Genomic DNA, 18255 nt, shown 5'->3' with positions numbered 1-18255 from the left:
AGCAGGCCACCGGCTAAGCCGGTGGTGCTGACTGGCCTGTTAAAAGCCGTATCCCCGGCGTATCTGCCCGGCACAAATGATTGATGTATCTGCTGAATAATGGTATGATATTCGAAACAGTAAAATACACGGATATCCAACAGAAGGGCATACCACAGACGGCGGCGGGCCTGACTGCCAATTTCCTGCTGATGAGATTTTGATGGCTCAAACAAAGCTTATAAAGATGACGGTAAGACAGGAGGGAAAGTTTTAAATGACAGAACAATATACAGAATTTCAAAAAAGAGCAATCGAGAGCGTAAAACGCATATGGAGACTCTATGTCGTCAATCAGGAGCCTGAGGAGCTGGAATCCAGCTTTCGCATGCTTCCTGAGGATTTTCTGATGATTGGCACGGGCCGTCACGAATTTTATAAAAACAGGGACGACTTTTTAAAGGGGATGACGGCAGATCAGGTGGAGGCCAGGGATATCCAGTTTGAATTGCAGGATGAATGGTATGAGGCGCAGCGGATAACCGATGATGTATGTCTCGTCTATGGAGGGATTTGGATCCGTGAGAAGTCCACACCGGGAAAGCCGGTTCTGATAGATATGGAGGGCAGCCGGTTTACCGTTGTCTGCCGGGACACTCCCGGCGGCGTGCAGATTTGCAATGTTCACCATTCCATGCCGTATCTGGATCAGGGAGAGGATGAGTATTATCCGAAATCTCTTGCCACCCTGGCAAATGAGGCCGTACAAAAGAGCAGGGCGCTGGAACACCGGATGGAGCTGGACCATATGACGGAGCTTTATAACCGGATCTATATGGAACGGCACGTTTCCCGGGCAATCAAAAATGAGAACGGTTATTTTCTGGCCATTGATTTAGACGACTTTAAATGTGTCAATGATTCTAAAGGACATTTAACAGGGGATGAGGTAATCAGGGAATTTTCCCGGGTTTTGAAGCGGTCATTTTCTCCTGCGGCAATCCTTGGACGGATGGGAGGCGACGAATTTGCCGTGTGGGAGAGCTGCAGTGCAGACTATGATGCGGTGGAAAAGCAATTTCTCAGACTGTTAAAGGAATGCAGTGTGCTGTCGGAGCGGTTGCACGTATCTGTAAGCTGTTCTGCCGGGATAGCCGGAAGCCGCAGGACAGGGGAAGATTTTACGGCGCTCTACAACAGGGCGGACAAAGCGCTGTACCGTGCGAAGGGGCAGGGGAAAGGCGTTGTCTGCCGGGCAGAGGAGTTTGAATAGGATAAGGAATAAATTATGCAAAAGCATGTTATGAAGCTGTTTTCACAGCCTACGGCTGACTGGTTTTCCGATACGTTCGGAATGCCGACGAGAGTGCAGGAGGAGGCGTGGGCCGCGATTGCAAAGGATAAAGATGTCCTGGTCAGCGCGCCGACGGGAACAGGCAAGACACTCTCTGCTTTTCTGATTTTCATAGACCGTCTGAATGCGCTGGCGGCCGGGGGAGATTTAAAAGAGGAGCTGTATCTGCTCTATGTATCGCCTCTGAAATCGCTTGCCGGAGATATCCGCGAGAATCTGCGCCGTCCTCTGGACGGAATACCGAAAAAAGCAGGGCAGCCGGAAATTGTGGCGGCCATGCGGACGGGAGATACGCCCCAGAAGGAACGCCAAAGGATGATAAAACACCCTCCCCACATCTTGATCACAACGCCGGAATCACTTTATCTGATGCTGACGTCAAAGGGAGGGCAGGAAATACTCAGGACGGTGAGAGCGGTTATCCTGGATGAACTGCATGCAATGATTGATACGAAGCGGGGAGCGCATCTGATGCTCTCCATTGCCAGGCTTGAGAAGCTGAGCGGACGAAAGCTCCAGCGGATTGGATTATCGGCCACAATTGAACCGCTTGAGCTGGCGGCGGAGTATTTGTCACCGGAGTCTGCCGTCATTGCTGCTCCGCCGATGAAAAAGCAGGTGAAAATAGAGATTGTGGGCACCGTGCCCTTTGGGGAAAAGCGCAAAGATCCTCTATGGGAGGAGCTGGCCAAGATTGTCTATGAACAATGTCTCTCCTATAAAAGCGTGATTGCATTTTCGGAGGGGCGCCGCTACGCGGAAAAGCTGGCTTATTATGTGAATCTTTTGGGAGGGGAGGACTTTGCCAGGGTCCATCACGGCAGCCTGTCAAAAGAACAGCGGATGGAAGCGGAAGAGGCGCTGCGAAAGGGAAAACTCCGCCTTTTGTGCGCCACCTCCTCCATGGAGCTTGGGATTGATGTCGGTGAAATCGACCGCGTTCTCCAGATTGGCTGTCCGCGCACCGTATCCAGCACAATGCAGCGTCTGGGCCGTGCCGGGCATAATCCGGGCAAGGTGAGCGTGATGACGATGTATCCGCGGACCGCGCCGGAGAGCGTATATTGCGGCATAACGGCGGAGATTGCCAGGCAGGGCGGCGTGGAGCATGCGGCCCCGCCGGCAATGTGCCTTGACATCTTAGCCCAGCACCTCGTTTCCATGGCTGTGGGAGACGGTTATTCGGTGGACGACGTCATGGGAATTTTGTGCCGGGCCTATCCTTTCCGCCGGGTGACGAAAGAGGATGTGAGGGCGGTACTGCGCATGCTGGCCGGCGATTACGAGCACAGCCGCGAAATACCGGTCCGCCCCCGGATACTCTATGACCGGATTCACGATCGGGTGACGGGGGACAATTACAGCCGGATGCTGGCAGTGGCAGCCGGAGGCACCATTCCGGACAAGGGGCTTTACACGGCCAAGACGGAAGACGGGGTGAAGCTTGGAGAACTGGATGAGGAGTTTGTCTATGAATCCCAGATTGGCGACCGCTTTTTACTGGGCGCCTTCGCATGGAGAATTATGAGGCAGGACAAGGATACGGTATACGTGGCCCCGGCGCAGGTGGAGGGAGCCAGGCTGCCCTTCTGGAAAGGGGAGATAAAGGGCCGGGCGCTGCGCACCAGCCGGGCCTTTGGCCGCATCATGCGGGAGCTGGAAAACTGTGCCGAAGACTCGGAGGAAAGTCTTTTAAAAGAGCTTTACCGTCTGGGTCTTGATGAGACGGCGGCTGAAACGGCTTCCGGCTTTTTGTCACGGCAGATTGAGGCGACCGGAGGGCTCCCCGACGATAAAACGATTCTGGTGGAACATTTTACCGACCACACGGGAAACTGCCAGGTCATGGTGCATGCCCTCTTCGGAAGGAGGGTAAATGCGCCCCTGTCCCTGCTGCTCCGGCATGCCGCCGGTGAGCAGAGCGGGATGAATCTCGGATGTGTGGATGACGACGACGGGGTTCTGCTCTATAGTTACGGAGGGGAAAAACTGCCGGAGGGCCTGCTGTACCAGATTAATCCGGATACGGTGAAGCCTGTTTTGGAAGCAGTGCTGCCGCTGACTCCCGTTTTCAGCATGACATTCCGTTACAGCGCCGCCAGGGCGCTGATGATGGGGATGAGGCAAAACGGCCGCCAGCCGCTGTGGATGCAGAGACTGCGCAGTACGGAAATGCTGGATTCCCTGATGGGGGAGAGAGAACACCCTCTGATGCGGGAAACACGGAGGGAATGTCTGGAGGATTTATGGGATATCGGCGGCGTGACGGAAGTTTTAAACGAAATCCGCGCCGGCTGCATAACGGTCCGTGAGGTGTACGTCGATGTGCCGTCCCCGATGTCCCTTCCTTTCCAGTGGAAGGTGGAGACAGAGGAGATGTATGAATATTCGCCTTCAACGCCCGGAATCCGTCAGGCGGCATATGAGGAACTGAGACAGATGGAGCGGATGAAACCATCCGCAGAGGAGCTGGCCCGGCAGCAGGAACGGAAGAAACTGCCGGAGAATGAGGAACAGCTCCACTCCCTGCTGATGATGGAGGGAGACCTGACTGCAGGAGAACTTCCGGTCCCGGTGGAGTGGCTGGATAACCTGGCCAGAAGGGAACAGGCTCTTTATCTGGAGCCGGGACTCTGGATAGCGATGGAACAGAGGGAAGAGTATGAAAGAATGCTTGCCGGGGAAGCGGGAGCGGAGGAACCGGGCTGCCATATAGTGCGGAGAATGCTGTATTACCGCGGAGGACAGACCGAGGATGAAATACGGGAACGGTACTTCCTGACAAAGCCGTTTACAAAAAAGCTTCTGGAGGAGCTTCAAAGCCGGGAGAGCATCGTAAAGGACGGGGAAGTCTATTACCATTCCAGGCTGTATGACCGGGCCAGAAATAGAATGGTAAAGAGCCTGCGCCTCCAGACGGTGACAAGACCGCCTGAGAGCTACGCCTCCTTGATGGCCGGGCGGATAGAGCTGCATGCCCCGGCAGAGGAACAGCTGAAACGCGCAATGGAACAATGCTGTGATATAAATCTTCCGGTCAGGCAGTGGGAATCCGTCATTTTCAGAAGACGCGTGAAAAATTATTCGGAGACAATGCTGGACCGCCTTCTGGCCCAGGGAGATTATTTCTGGAAGATGGCGCCGGATGGAAACTTGAGTTTCCACCGATATGACGATATCGACTGGGGCGCCGGTCTGCCGGAGGCGGCAGAGGAACTGGAAGGGGACGAACTGCTTTTGTACCGGGAGTTAAAAAGGCGCGGCGCCAGCTTTCTTAAATTTCTGACGGGAATTCCAAAGGAGGACAGCGCCCAGGAAGTACTTCTGAAACTGGCTGCCAAAGGCCTCGTCTGTGCCGACAGCTTTGTGCCGGTGAGACAATGGCAGAACAGGGAGAAAATCAGGAAAGCGCCGGTCAGACAGCGTGTTAACGCAAGGGTCATGGCGCTGTCGGCCGGGCGCTGGGATATTGTGCGGCCCGTCCGGGAAAAAAGCAGGGAAGAACTGCTTCTGCGGTATTTCACAGAGGCAGTTGTTCTATGCCGGGAAACCTTCCTGAAAGCCTCTATGGGGGATGAATTTACCTGGCGCGAGGCGCTGGAAATCCTCCGCGTCTGGGAGTACACGGGAAGAGTCAGAAGAGGGTACTTTATCGAAGGGCTGTCCGGAGCGCAGTTTATCAGAAAAGATGATTACGAGGCGGTCACCGCTTTATTACAGAAGTCCGATGAGGAGCTTATATGGATGAATGCGTCAGACCCGGCACAGATTTGGGGCAAAATTTTAAAGCAGCCAAAGGAACGGGAATTTATGAATCTTCCGGGAACCGCAGTTGCGCTGCTGGGCGGACTTCCGGCGGCAGTTCTTGAAAAGCAGGGAAAAACCCTGAGAGTTTTTGGGGATGACGCACAAAGCAGGCTGGATATCATCCTGTCCGGACTGGTACGGGATTTCAGGGAAAAAAAGCTGTTCGCGGACCAAAAACGGCTGATTGTGAAGGATTATCCAAAATACGCCGGAGACAGCCTGAAAAAAGCAGGTTTTATTCACGAAATGCAGGACTATGTACTATATTGGCCGTAAAAATGATATGGACAGCGCAGAGGCAATACGGATATAATTTAAAAGGCCATAAGACCTAATCGTGGTCTTATGGCCTTTCCCAGGGGAAGCCGCTAAATCTTTACATCAGTTTCAGTTAAACGCGTTCTATCAGCCTCCAAAGCCCTGTACAAAGGTCTTGATGAACCAGATAGTGGTTGGCTGATAAATGATATCAACCAGGAAAGCGCCTACGATTGGAACGATCATCATTGCTCTTCTGGACATGCCGTAACGCTCGTTTACGGCAGTCATGTTAACGATAGCGGAAGGTGTGGCTCCGAGTCCGTGTCCGCATAAACCGGCGCACATAACAGCAGCGTCATAATTCTTGCCGAGGATACGGAATACAACGAAGTATGAAACAAGAATCATAAAGATTACCTGAGCGAATACAACGATTGCCACTCCGCCGATGAGGCCCGACAGTTCCCAGAGCTTCAGCGTCATAAGAGCAAGGGAGAGATAGAGGCTTAACATGACATCGCCAATTCCCTCTACCAGAGGATAGTTGAAATTGTACATTCTGAATTTCTCATTCAGGTTACGCATGATAACGGCAACAAACATGGCTCCGACGTAAGTTGGGAAGGACATGCTGATCAGTCCGCTGACCCATTTGGAGACCATGGTTCCGAGCGCCATACAAACGAGAATAGCCGTCACGTTTTTGATGATATCCAGACCGGAAAGCTTCTCGCCGGTATCGGCGTTGATGCTCTCTACATCGGTCGCAAAGTTTTCATTCTCATCCGGTTTTAAATTGTATTTGACGATCAGACGGCGTCCGACCGGACCGCCTACTAATACGGCTGAAATCAGACCGAAGGTGGCAGCCGCGGCGCCTACTAAAGGAGCCGTCTCATAACCCATCTCTGCGAACGTGCTGCCGTAGGATAAAGCAGCGCCGTGTCCGCCGATCATCGAGATGGAGCTGGAGAGAAGCGCATAGGGAGCTTCAAGGCCGATCACTTTAGAAATGCCGATACCGATTGTGTTCTGGAAAATGGAGATTACTCCGCAGGTGAGCCAGTATACAATCAGAAGCACGCCGCCCTTTTTCAGCAGGGCAAAGCTTGCACCAAGTCCTACCGTGGTAAAGAAAGCCAGCATGAAAGGATCCTGGAATGTGTTGGTAAAGTTAAAAGTAAAGCTTCCGGTGGCATGTCCAATCCATGTAATAAACATAAAAAGGAATCCGCCGACTACCGGAGCCGGGATACAATACCTGTCAAGGATTGTAAGTTTGTTCTTGATAAAATAGCCGATAACCAGAAGGACAGCGGCCATCGCCAGCGTCATAATAGCATCGGTGTTAATGTTGAGAACATTTTCAATAGTTTCAAACGTCATTCTACCTACCTCCAATTTTGAAATTCTGGTGTACTTACTTAAATTTATAAGTGTCTTATGTACATCAAGCTGCAATTGTTTCCCTTCCCCTGTGAAGAAACAATAAAAACCGGTATTATAATCCATATAATTATGTATAATAATACCAGTCAGCCTGATTTCATTATAAAATATCCGGCCATAAAGCACAAGATACTTCGTTAGTATTAAGAGGGGAATGACGGTAATTTTGTTAAAAAAAAGTAACAGTTGAATCGCCGAGAAGAAAGCGGAGCAAAAAATAAGTATAAAAGTGTAAACAATTAAAATAACAATTTACATGAAAAGAAGAATGTGATATAACAAAAAATGGAAAAAGGCAGGCCGGATTTCCCCACAGAGATAAAAGCGCTGTTTTATGGCAGGTATCAATGCCGTTTTACGCCGCATAACCCGGAAGTTTCGCAAAAAACAGCGAAAACACCACGCGGAATGCATTATGGCAGAACTGCTGCTGCAAAGATACCATAATAGGAAAAATCATATTGATTTATAGAATGATATTTAGTATATTATTGTATAGATTGTGGCATTCTTGATAGATGGGGATAAACGTATGCCTTTATTTATGTCTGAGAATGCGTCGGCAAAGGAGAAATTGGCATGATCAAAGTAGCGGTAGATGCAATGGGCGGTGACAACGCACCGGAGGAGATCGTCGCAGGAGCCGTTATGGCGGCGAATACCAGAAAAGATATAAAAATTCTTCTGGTCGGTCAGGAAGAACGTGTATCAGCGGAATTAAAGAAGCATACATATAATACTGATCAGATTGAAATTGTAAATGCAACTGAAGTGATTGAGACCGAAGAGCCACCGGTAAATGCCATACGGAAGAAAAAAGATTCTTCCATTGTGGTAGGGATGAATATGGTACGCCGCGATGAGGCGGATGCCTTCGTCTCAGCGGGAAGTTCAGGTGCTATTCTGGTAGGCGGCCAGGTAATCGTCGGAAGAATCAAGGGAGTGGAGCGGCCTCCCCTGGCACCGCTTATTCCGACGGAGAAGGGAGTGTCCCTCCTGATTGACTGCGGCGCCAATGTGGATGCAAGGCCGTCCCATCTGGTACAGTTTGCAAAGATGGGCTCCATTTACATGGAGAATGTGGTAGGTATCAGGAATCCGCGTGTGGCGATTGTTAATATCGGAGCCGAGGAGGAAAAGGGCAATGCACTGGTAAAGGAGACGTATCCGCTGCTTCGCGAATGCGGGGATATTAATTTTACCGGAAGCATAGAAGCCAGGGAGATTCCCCATGGAGAGGCCGATGTTATAGTCGCTGAAGCGTTTACCGGCAATGTCATTCTAAAACTGTACGAAGGCGTGGGCGCGACATTGATAGCCAAAGTAAAGGCCGGTATGATGACCAGCCTGCGTTCCAAAATAGGGGCCTTGTTAGTCAAGCCGGCCCTGAAGGAAACGCTGAAGAGCTTCGACGCCAGCCAGTATGGAGGAGCCCCGCTGCTGGGACTGAACGGCCTGGTGGTTAAGACCCACGGCAATTCAAAGCGGACGGAAGTATGTAATTCTATAATCCAATGCGTTACATTCAAAGAGCAGAGGATTAATGAAAAAATGAAAGAGAGCCTTTTCCCGAAGGAAAAGGAACAAGAAGAAAGGTGAGAGAGGAAGGAAGACTATGGAATTTGAAAAATTACAGCAGATCATTGCAGAGGTATTAAATACGGAGCCGGACGAAATCACAATGAACACGACGTTTGTTGACGATTTGGGGGCTGATTCACTTGACATCTTTCAGATTATCATGGGCATTGAAGAAGAATTCGATATTGAAATCCCGACAGAATCCGCAGAGAAGATTGTAACGGTACAGGATGCGGTAGAACAGATCAAAAATGCATTAAATTAATAAAGGTTTGCCGGAGCAGCCCTGGGGACGGGGCTGCTTGTGTTATTGTTCACGGCACTGACTCAATACAGCCCATTAACCGGGCGGAAAGGAAAAATATGGACAAAAAACTGATGGAACTGGAAGAAAAGACAGGCTATCATTTCAACAACAGAGAGCTGCTCGGCCGTGCCATGACCCACAGCTCCTATGCCAATGAATGCCACAAAAGTAAATTAGAGTGCAACGAGCGGCTGGAATTCCTGGGAGATGCCGTACTGGAGATTGTGTCCAGTGACTTTCTGTTTCACAAATTCCCGGACATGCCGGAGGGGGATTTGACAAAGACTAGAGCCAGCATGGTTTGTGAGCCTACGCTTGCCTACTGCGCGGAGGAATTGTCACTCGGTAAATATCTGCTCCTGGGAAAAGGAGAGGAAGCGACCGGAGGAAGGAACAGGAACTCAGTAGTTTCCGATGCGATGGAGGCCCTGATTGGAGCCATTTATCTGGACGGTGGTTTTGCTAGTGCAAAAGAGTTTATTCACAAATTTATTCTGAATGATATGGAACATAAGAAGCTCTTTTATGATAGCAAGACTATCTTGCAGGAAATTGTACAGAGCCGGTGTGAGGAAGGGCTCAGCTACCAGCTTCTCAGGGAGGAAGGCCCGGATCATAATAAGATGTTTGAGGTAGCGGCCAAAATTGGTGAGAAGGAGATTGGGCGCGGCACAGGCAGGACAAAAAAGGCGGCGGAACAGCTTGCAGCCTACCGCGGTATACTAAAAATCAGAAAATCATAGGTGGAATATGTATTTAAAAAGTATTGAGATCCAGGGATTCAAGTCATTTGCCAACCGAATCCTGTTTGAATTTCATAACGGTATCACCGGTATCGTGGGACCAAACGGCAGCGGGAAGAGCAATGTTGCCGATGCGGTCCGCTGGGTTCTGGGAGAACAGCGTATCAAGCAGCTGAGAGGCGGCTCGATGCAGGACGTCATATTCTCAGGAACACAGATGCGCAAGCCCCAGGGCTTTGCCTATGTGGCGATTACACTGGACAATTCCGACCATAAGCTGCCAATCGGCTTTGATGAGGTCACCATTTCCAGGCGTCTTTACCGCTCCGGAGAGAGTGAATATAAGATTAATGGCAGTACCTGCCGTTTGAAGGATATCAATGAGCTTTTTTATGATACGGGTATCGGAAAAGAGGGGTATTCCATCATCGGCCAGGGCCAGATTGACAAGATTTTAAGCGGGAAACCGGAGGAACGGCGCGAGCTGTTCGATGAAGCCGCAGGCATTGTCAAATTCAAGAGAAGAAAGCTGATTGCACAGAAGAAGCTGGAGGACGAGAAACAGAATCTGCTGCGCGTTTCCGATATATTGGCGGAGCTGGAAAAGCAGGTTGGCCCTCTGGCCAGACAGTCGGAGGCGGCCAGGGAATATCTCCGTCTGAAGGAGAGTCTGAAGCTCTACGATGCAAACCTGTTCCTGACGGAGTCGGAGACCCTTAAGGGCCAGCTTACCGAAATTGCAGGAAGAGAAGTTGTTGTAACCGGCGATTTGGAGACTGTGAGAACGGAGTCGGAACGTCTTAAGACGGAATATGATGAGCTGAGCCAAGAACTGGAAGGGCTTGAGAACCTGATTCAGGAAGAGCGTGACGCTATGAGCCGGGCCGTACTGATGAAAGAGAGTCTGGAGGGGCAGATTAACGTCCTGGGCGAGCAGATCAACACGGAGCGGATGAATGAGGAACACATTAAGAGCCGCATCAGCTCCATAGAGAATGAAATTGCGGCGAGAACCAGCCGGAAAGAAGAGTACGAAAAGGAGCGGGAGGAACTGTCCCGCAGTATCTGGGAAGTCGCCGGGGAACTGTCCTGTGCGGAAAAAGAGCTGGCGGAAAAAGAGCAGGAAATTCTGGACTTTGAGACGCTGACGGAGGATGCCAAAGCGGAAATCATACGCGCTCTGAATGAGAAAGCCGGTCTGGCAGCCAGGCAGCAGCGCTATGCGACCATGCTTGAACAGGTGGATGTGCGCAGGGCGGAAGTCAGCCAAAAGCTTTTGAAGTTTAAAAGTGACGAATCAATTCAGGATGAGCAGATTAAGGAAGAGGAAATCCGCCTTCATGAGATAGAGGCACACCTGACGGAGCTTGCCGGACGCGAAAACGCGCTGGTATCGGAGGCTGAGGGCGCCGACGAAGAGGTGAAACGGCTGGGAAAACGGCTGAACTTCACACAGCAGGAGTATCATAAAAGCTACACAAAGCTGGAATCCTTAAAGAATCTGGCAGAGCGCTACGACGGCTACGGCAACAGCATCCGCCGCGTTATGGAGGTCAGGGATCGTGTGGTCGGGATACACGGCGTTGTGGCGGATATTATTTCCACGACCAAAGAATATGAGACGGCGATTGAGACGGCCCTCGGCGGAAGTATTCAAAATATCGTAACCGATTCGGAGCAGACGGCGAAACAGCTGATTGAATATCTGAAAAAAAATAAATACGGCCGGGCCACATTTCTTCCCCTGACGAGTGTTGCTGACAGAGGTTCCTTTAATCAGGAAAGCGCGCTCAGGGAACCGGGCGTTCTGGGGCTTGCAAGTGATTTGGTGACGGTGGATAAACAGTACCGGGGACTGGCCGGTTATCTGCTGGGCCGGGTGATTGTGGCCGATCATATTGACAGCGCCATTGCACTGGCGAAAAAATATAAACACTCTATGAGAATCGTTACTCTGGAGGGCGAACTTCTGAATGCAGGCGGCTCCATGACAGGCGGAGCTTTCAAAAACAGCAGCAATCTCCTGGGCAGAAAAAGGGAGATAGAGGAGCTGGAAGAAAACTGCGGGAAAGCGCTTGTGCTGGTGGAAGAGATACAAAAAGACCTGGCGCTGAATGAAGGAATTCTGGAAGAAGCAAAAGGGGAGCTTGAGAAAATCAGGGCTGAGAAACAGGCCGCATACCTGGAAGAGAATACGGCTCAGATGAACCTTTCAAGAATGGAAGGAAAAAAACGAGAGATTGTGGAATCTTCTGCAGATCTGGTTGCTGAGAACCGAGAGCTGGAGGAACAGTTAAAAGAACTGAAGGAGAACCGGACCCGGTTGGAGGAAGAGGCGGGACGTCTGGAAGACCTGGGACTTTTAAAAAACCGGGAAGTGGAAGAATACACAGTCAGGCTCGAGATACTGAAAGAGGAGAGGGAGCAGAAGGCGTCGGCTCTTTCTCAGGTGCAGCTTAAGGCGGCCCAGGTAAAGCAGCAGGACAGCTTTACTCTTGAGAATATAAAACGCGTCCGCGAAGAGGCTGAAAAGCTGTTGCTTGAAAAAGAAGAGCTGACGGCGGGGGGAAGCGGCAGCAGCCAGGCTATTGAGAAAAAACAGGCGGAAATTGAAAGCCTGAGGGCACAGATAGAAGAGGCTCTTAGCACGGCCGGAAAACTGGAACAATCCATGGCCGGGAAGATAAAGGATAAAGAAGAAAAAACCGGCAGGCAGAAGTCCTTTTTTGATAAACGGGAAGGGCTTTCGGAGCGGATGAACCTTCTTGATAAGGATTTGTTCCGTCTTCAGAACCAGAAGGAAAAGCTTTCGGAACGGATTGAAAACCAGACGAACTATATGTGGAGCGAGTATGAGCTCACCTGGTCCACTGCCGAAAAGCTGAGGCAGGAGGAGTTAAACTCCGTACCGGAGATGAAGAAGCAGATAGAGCAGTTAAAGTCACAGATCAGGGCGCTTGGCAGCGTCAATGTCAACGCGATTGAGGATTATAAAGAAGTATCGGAACGGTACGAATTTATGAAGACCCAGCATGATGATCTGATTATGGCTGAGGAGACGCTTCTTAAAATCATCGATGAACTGGATTCCGGAATGCGCAGGCAGTTCGAAGAAAAATTCCGCGAAATCAGGATGGAATTTGACAAGGTATTCAAGGAGATGTTCGGAGGAGGCCACGGTACTCTGGAGCTTCAGGAGGATGAAGATATCCTGGAAGCGGGAATACAGATTATCTCGCAGCCTCCGGGCAAAAAGCTTCAAAACATGATGCAGCTTTCAGGCGGAGAAAAGGCGCTCACGGCGATTGCCCTGCTCTTTGCCATTCAGAACCTGAAACCATCGCCCTTCTGCCTTTTAGACGAGATTGAGGCGGCGCTCGATGATTCCAACGTGGATCGTTTTGCCGGGTATCTGCATAAGCTTACAAAATACACACAGTTTATCGTCATCACTCACCGGAGGGGAACCATGGTCGCTTCGGATCGCCTTTACGGTATCACGATGCAGGAGAAGGGCGTGTCAACACTGGTTTCCGTAAGTCTGATTGAAGATAAACTGGAAGCATAGTAACAGTTCATTCTGTCTGGGCTGCTACAGCATAATGTACATAAGACGGACCGCAACGCAATCTAAGATGCAGGAAATAATCGTAACCGCAATAGTATTTTAAGGAGGAAACTGGAGATGAGTGAAGGAAAAAAGGGCTTTTTCGGCCGTCTCGTAGAGGGGCTTACAAAAACCAGGAATTCCATTGTATCGGGAATTGACTCGATTTTCAGTGGCTTTTCCGCCATTGATGACGATTTTTACGAGGAGATAGAAGAAACGCTGATTATGGGGGATTTGGGAATCCAGACGACGATGTCGATCGTGGAGGATCTGCGCCGGAAGGTAAAAGAAAACCATATCAAAGAGCCGTCGGAATGCAAGGATCTTCTCGTGGCCAGTATCAAGAGCCAGATGGATCTGGGGGAAAACGCCTATGAATTTGAGAGACAAAAGTCCGTTGTACTTGTGATAGGGGTAAACGGTGTCGGAAAGACCACCTCGGTCGGAAAGCTGGCCGGCCAGCTAAAAGATCAGGGCAAGAAAGTAATTCTTGCGGCAGCCGATACCTTCCGCGCGGCAGCGATTGAGCAATTGACGGAGTGGTCCAACCGTGCCGGTGTGGAACTGATAGCCCAGCAGGAGGGCTCCGATCCGGCGGCCGTTATCTTTGACGCCATTGCCGCCGCCAAATCCAGGAATGCGGATGTATTAATCTGTGATACGGCAGGCAGGCTCCATAATAAGAAAAATCTGATGGAAGAGCTTAAAAAGATTAACCGGATAATTGACAAAGAATATCCCGACGCCTACCGGGAGACGCTCGTAGTCCTGGACGGCACCACGGGCCAGAATGCCCTGTCCCAGGCAAAGCAGTTTATGGAAGTAGCCGATATTACAGGTATTATCCTGACGAAACTGGACGGGACGGCAAAAGGAGGTATCGCTGTCGCGATTCAGTCGGAGCTTGGAATACCGGTTAAATACGTGGGAATTGGTGAAAAAATAGACGATTTACAGAAATTTGACGCAAATGATTTTGTAAACGCTTTGTTTAAAAGACCGGAGGAAAAAACAGAATGAGCGGGGAATACGAAGAGCAGGTAAAAGGAGAAAAGATGGAAGATATGGAAGAGAAGGAAGAAAAATTGACGCTGGAGAAATTTGAGGAGGCAACGGAAGCCGTTTCAAAGGTAATATCCGAGACAAAGCTGGTGTACAGTGAGCATTTTTCCAATATGACCGGTAACAAGGTGTATTTTAAACCTGAAAATATGCAGTATACGGGAGCCTATAAGGTTCGGGGCGCCTATTACAAAATCAGCACGCTTTCGGAAGAGGAAAAAAGCAGAGGGCTCATCACTGCTTCCGCCGGTAATCACGCACAGGGAGTCGCTTATGCAGCGAAGCTGGCTGGCGCGGGAGCCGTGATCGTCATGCCGACCACAACGCCCCTTATGAAGGTCAACAGGACCAGAAGCTATGGGGCCGAAGTGGTACTCCATGGAGACGTATTTGACGAGGCCCTGGCCCATGCCAACAGGCTGGCTGCCGAAAAGGGTTATACATTTATCCATCCTTTTAATGATCTGGATGTTGCCACAGGTCAGGGAACGATCGCGATGGAGATTATCAAAGAGCTGCCCACGGTAGATTATATTCTGGTACCGATCGGCGGGGGAGGCCTCTGTACCGGGGTGGCAACTCTGGCAAAGCTTCTGAATCCGAAGATTAAAATTATCGGCGTGGAGCCGGCGGGCGCAAACTGCATGCAGGAATCCCTTAGGGCCGGAAAGGTTGTATCCCTTCCTTCAGTTAACACAATAGCGGACGGCACTGCAGTGCAGACTCCGGGAGAACTGCTGCTCCCATACATACAGGAGAATGTGGACAAAATCATCACAATCGAGGATTCCGAGCTGATTGTCGCTTTCCTCGACATGGTGGAAAACCATAAGATGATCGTGGAAAATTCCGGCCTTCTGACTGTTGCGGCCCTGAAACATTTGAATGTCAATAAGAAAAAGATTGTTTCGATTCTGAGCGGCGGAAATATGGATGTAATTACGATGGCTTCCATCGTCCAGCACGGCCTGATCCAGAGGGATCGTGTTTTCACGGTTTCCGTTCTGCTTCCCGACAAACCGGGCGAGCTTGCAAAGGTTTCCACTCTTATGGCGGCAGAGCAGGGGAATGTCATCAAGCTGGAACACAACCAGTTTGTCAGCATCAACAGAAATGCGGCTGTGGAGCTTCGGATCACGGTAGAGGCATTCGGAACAGAACATAAAGAGAAGATTGTAGATGCGCTGAAAGCCGCCGGCTACCGTCCGAAACTTGTCAAATCAAAAGGAATCTATGAGGCATAGACTGGATTAAAACGGCGGTCCTTCGCGGATGGTATCAGGGTGCGGATGTGAATCATGAAGCGGAGAACCGCAGTTAAAAAGGGGAAATGGGTATGTATCAATTTGACAAGAATACACCGTTTGGCAAAAATCTGCATTACTTTGCCAAATGGACCGTGATATCCGTTCTCATCGGACTGGTAACGGGACTGGTTGGAACTGTTTTCGGCCATGCAGTGCTATGGGTATCCTCGTATTTCAGGAATAATCCATGGACGATACTTTTTCTGCCGGTCTGCGGACTTTTGATAACGGGTATCTACCATATTTTGAAAGAAGATAAAAACCGCGGGACAAATATGGTAATCGAATCTATCCATTCGGGCACGGAAATCACCTTTGGCACGGCTCCGGCCGTTTTCCTGGGAACGCTTCTGACCCATATCAGCGGCGGTTCCTCCGGCCGGGAGGGCGCAGCCCTCCAGTTGGGGGGAAGCATCGGAAACCAGATTGGCAAGGTGATCCGCCTGGACGAAAAGGATATGAAAATTGCGGTCATGTGCGGCATGAGCGGGGCTTTTGCGGCTCTGTTCGGAACGCCGATGGCCGCCGCCGTGTTTTCAATGGAAGTAATCAGCATCGGCGTTATGTATTATGCGGCTCTGGTGCCCTGCATTTTTTCTTCCTTTATCGGAGCCGCAATCGCAAAACATATGCAGCTTATGCCGGAGGCGTTTGCCATCGGGGAAGTGCCCGCATTCGATTTGAAAATGGCTGTAATCATAATTATTCTCGGGATGCTCTGCGCTCTCGTGGCTGAGCTGTTCTGCATCACGCTGCGAGGGACGGAGCATACGTTCGTAAGGCACCTTCCGTCACCGGCTAAGCGGATATTCGTGGGAGGGCTGCTTGTAATCGCCCTCACTCTGATGTCGCGGACAACGGCATATAACGGAAGCGGTATCCGCCTGATCGAAATGTGCTTCGAAGGAGAGGTCGATTACGCTGCTTTCCTCTGGAAGATAATTTTTACCGCCATTACGCTGGAGGCCGGTTTTAAGGGAGGTGAAATTGTCCCCACTCTGACAATCGGAGCAACCTTTGGCTGTACCTTTGCGATGGTGACGGGCCAGCCTCACGGGCTGATGGCCGCCTGCGGAATGCTGGCTCTCTTTGTGGGGGTTACCAACTGTCCGATTTCCACGCTGTTAATAGGGTTTGAGCTGTTCGGCTACTCGGCGATGCCGTATTTTGTTATTGTAATCGCGGTCAGTTTCACTCTTTCCGGCTACTACAGTCTTTACTCCAGCCAGAAATTCGTATATTCGAAGACTAAAACAGAATTTATCAACCGGAAGACGAACGATTTTATCCCATACCAGAGAAAGAAGATTACATCACCTGAGGAATAGGGGCAATAAGCCCCACAGCCCAAACGGAGGGAACTGCAATAATGAAAACTCTAATTCGAAACGCCACAGTCCTCACAATGGATAAGGAAATGCACATTTATTCCCCGGGCTATGTGTTGACCGTGGATGAGACAATCAAAGAACTGGGATACGAGAGTGCAGCTCTTCCGGATGCAGACGAGGTAATAGATGCCGGAGGAGGTATTGTTCTGCCTGGATTTATCAACACCCACTGCCATGTCCCGATGATGCCGTTTCGCTCACTGGGCGACGATTGTCCCGACCGGCTGCGCCGCTTCCTTTTTCCGCTGGAAAATGAAGCCATGACAAAGAAGCTGGTGAAGCTGTCTTCAAGGTACGGCATTTCTGAAATGCTGCTGGCGGGTGTGACTGCTTTTACCGACATGTATTATTATGAGGAGGAAGTGGCAAAGGCCTGTGAAGAGCTGGGCATCCGCGGAGTCCTCGGTGAGACGGTGATCGGCCAGAAAACGTGTGACAGTGAGGAGCCTTACGGAGGGCTTGGCCTGGCGGAAGCATTTATAAAGGAGTGGAAGGGGCATGAACTGGTCACTCCTATCATAGCTCCCCATGCGACAAACACCAACAGTCCGCAGATGCTTAAAAAGGCATATGATATCGCAGAAAAATACGATACTCTCTGCACTCTCCACGCCAGCGAAATGGATTATGAATTAACTTATTTTCAGGAGAAGTACGGCCGGACACCGATAGAATTTTTAGAAGCAACAGGAGTACTGGGCAGCCGTCTCCTGGCGGCCCACTGCATTCATCTGACCAAAGAGGATATCAGACTGCTGGCTGCCGGCAGAGTTTCGGTCAGCCACTGTATCGGTTCCAACACAAAAGCAGGCAAAGGCGTCGCTCCGGTCAGGGAGCTTCTCGAAGCGGGAATCCCGGTCGGCCTTGGAACGGACGGGGCCTCCTCCGGAAACACTCTGGATCTCTTCATGCAGATGCGTCTGTTCGCCTCCTTCCATAAGACGGTGAACCATGACAGGAGTGTATTTCCGGCAAAGGAGATTGTGAGACTGGCAACCTGTGAAGGAGCCAAAGCCCTGCACATGGAAAAGACAGTCGGTTCACTGGAGCCCGGGAAAAAAGCGGACATTATTCTTGTAGAGACAGACTCCGTCAATATGTTCCCATGCTACGATCCCTATTCAGCTCTCGTTTATTCGGCCAATCCCTCGAATGTGGATACGGTTCTCGTAAACGGGAGGATCCTGGTGCGCGGAAAAAAGCTGAGGCATGCTGATTTGAGATGTATCAGAGAGGAATTGGATGATGCCATGGGGGCCTTTCGCAGGGCGGCAGAGAAATGGAGATTTAACTGAGGTTAGGAGGACGCGTCCGGAACGGACCATGTCCGGTGTGGTGAGGGGGCCGGCTGAGTCTTCGTCCCCGTGGGCAGGTTGTTGTGGAGGGGGAATCCGGCCGGAATGA

Annotated in this window: 11 protein-coding genes; 10 read left to right on the top strand and 1 reads right to left on the bottom strand. The window is 50.6% G+C overall.

The window, feature by feature from the left end:
- The first annotated feature begins 256 nt into the window (after positions 1–256).
- Both CLOSYM_RS12970 and CLOSYM_RS12965 read left to right on the top strand, forming a co-directional pair.
- Positions 257–1252: a diguanylate cyclase domain-containing protein gene (locus CLOSYM_RS12970; RefSeq protein ID WP_021642449.1), complete on the top strand. Its 996-nt coding sequence runs from the start codon at positions 257–259 to the stop codon at positions 1250–1252.
- A gap of 15 nt (positions 1253–1267) precedes the next feature.
- Complete coding sequence (locus CLOSYM_RS12965; protein WP_003499724.1) at positions 1268–5416, top strand: DEAD/DEAH box helicase; 4149 nt, start codon at positions 1268–1270, stop codon at positions 5414–5416.
- 129 nt (positions 5417–5545) lie between these two features.
- Here CLOSYM_RS12965 and gltS read toward each other — a convergent pair whose 3' ends face one another.
- Positions 5546–6787: a sodium/glutamate symporter gene (gltS, locus tag CLOSYM_RS12960; RefSeq protein ID WP_044902417.1), complete on the bottom strand. Its 1242-nt coding sequence runs from the start codon at positions 6785–6787 to the stop codon at positions 5546–5548.
- A 642-nt stretch (positions 6788–7429) separates the two neighbouring features.
- On the opposite strand from gltS, the gene plsX reads away from it, so the two are divergent.
- From plsX to CLOSYM_RS12920, 8 genes are all read left to right on the top strand, one after another.
- Positions 7430–8449, top strand: coding sequence for a phosphate acyltransferase PlsX (gene plsX, locus CLOSYM_RS12955; protein WP_003499722.1), 1020 nt, complete (start codon positions 7430–7432; stop codon positions 8447–8449).
- 16 nt (positions 8450–8465) lie between these two features.
- Entirely contained in the window at positions 8466–8696 is a 231-nt protein-coding gene (acpP, locus tag CLOSYM_RS12950) for an acyl carrier protein (RefSeq protein ID WP_003499721.1), read from the top strand.
- A 98-nt stretch (positions 8697–8794) separates the two neighbouring features.
- Positions 8795–9481, top strand: a complete 687-nt coding sequence (gene rnc, locus CLOSYM_RS12945; protein ID WP_003499720.1) for a ribonuclease III — start codon at positions 8795–8797, stop codon at positions 9479–9481.
- Between the two features lie 7 nt (positions 9482–9488).
- A complete protein-coding gene (gene smc / locus CLOSYM_RS12940; protein ID WP_021642448.1) occupies positions 9489–13049 on the top strand; it encodes a chromosome segregation protein SMC in 3561 nt (1186 codons plus the stop codon).
- Positions 13050–13166: 117 nt separating this feature from the next.
- The gene (ftsY, locus tag CLOSYM_RS12935; protein WP_003499714.1) at positions 13167–14111 is read left to right on the top strand and encodes a signal recognition particle-docking protein FtsY; all 945 of its coding nucleotides are present in this window, start codon (positions 13167–13169) and stop codon (positions 14109–14111) included.
- A gap of 44 nt (positions 14112–14155) precedes the next feature.
- Positions 14156–15397, top strand: coding sequence for a threonine ammonia-lyase (ilvA, locus tag CLOSYM_RS12930; protein WP_334291291.1), 1242 nt, complete (start codon positions 14156–14158; stop codon positions 15395–15397).
- An 86-nt stretch (positions 15398–15483) separates the two neighbouring features.
- Positions 15484–16788 carry a chloride channel protein gene (locus CLOSYM_RS12925; protein ID WP_003507309.1) on the top strand — a complete coding sequence of 435 codons (1305 nt, stop codon included), beginning with the start codon at positions 15484–15486 and terminating at the stop codon, positions 16786–16788.
- 41 nt (positions 16789–16829) lie between these two features.
- Positions 16830–18146, top strand: a complete 1317-nt coding sequence (locus tag CLOSYM_RS12920) for an amidohydrolase (protein ID WP_003499707.1) — start codon at positions 16830–16832, stop codon at positions 18144–18146.
- Positions 18147–18255: the final 109 nt, after the last annotated feature.

The sequence above is a fragment of the [Clostridium] symbiosum ATCC 14940 genome (assembly GCF_000466485.1).
Taxonomy (GTDB): Bacteria; Bacillota; Clostridia; order Lachnospirales; family Lachnospiraceae; genus Otoolea; species Otoolea symbiosa.
The sequence above is the reverse complement of the archived record's forward strand: the minus strand, read 5'-3'. Positions and strand labels throughout refer to the sequence as shown.

What these genes read in the sequence shown, in the direction of transcription:
- CLOSYM_RS12970 (WP_021642449.1), top strand. Translation starts at nt 257, where the DNA reads ATGACAGAACAATATACAGAATTTCAAAAAAGAGCAATCGAGAGCGTA.
- CLOSYM_RS12965 (WP_003499724.1), top strand. Translation starts at nt 1,268, where the DNA reads ATGCAAAAGCATGTTATGAAGCTGTTTTCACAGCCTACGGCTGACTGG.
- gltS (WP_044902417.1), bottom strand. Translation starts at nt 6,787, where the DNA reads ATGACGTTTGAAACTATTGAAAATGTTCTCAACATTAACACCGATGCT.
- plsX (WP_003499722.1), top strand. Translation starts at nt 7,430, where the DNA reads ATGATCAAAGTAGCGGTAGATGCAATGGGCGGTGACAACGCACCGGAG.
- acpP (WP_003499721.1), top strand. Translation starts at nt 8,466, where the DNA reads ATGGAATTTGAAAAATTACAGCAGATCATTGCAGAGGTATTAAATACG.
- rnc (WP_003499720.1), top strand. Translation starts at nt 8,795, where the DNA reads ATGGACAAAAAACTGATGGAACTGGAAGAAAAGACAGGCTATCATTTC.
- smc (WP_021642448.1), top strand. Translation starts at nt 9,489, where the DNA reads ATGTATTTAAAAAGTATTGAGATCCAGGGATTCAAGTCATTTGCCAAC.
- ftsY (WP_003499714.1), top strand. Translation starts at nt 13,167, where the DNA reads ATGAGTGAAGGAAAAAAGGGCTTTTTCGGCCGTCTCGTAGAGGGGCTT.
- ilvA (WP_334291291.1), top strand. Translation starts at nt 14,156, where the DNA reads ATGGAAGAGAAGGAAGAAAAATTGACGCTGGAGAAATTTGAGGAGGCA.
- CLOSYM_RS12925 (WP_003507309.1), top strand. Translation starts at nt 15,484, where the DNA reads ATGGGTATGTATCAATTTGACAAGAATACACCGTTTGGCAAAAATCTG.
- CLOSYM_RS12920 (WP_003499707.1), top strand. Translation starts at nt 16,830, where the DNA reads ATGAAAACTCTAATTCGAAACGCCACAGTCCTCACAATGGATAAGGAA.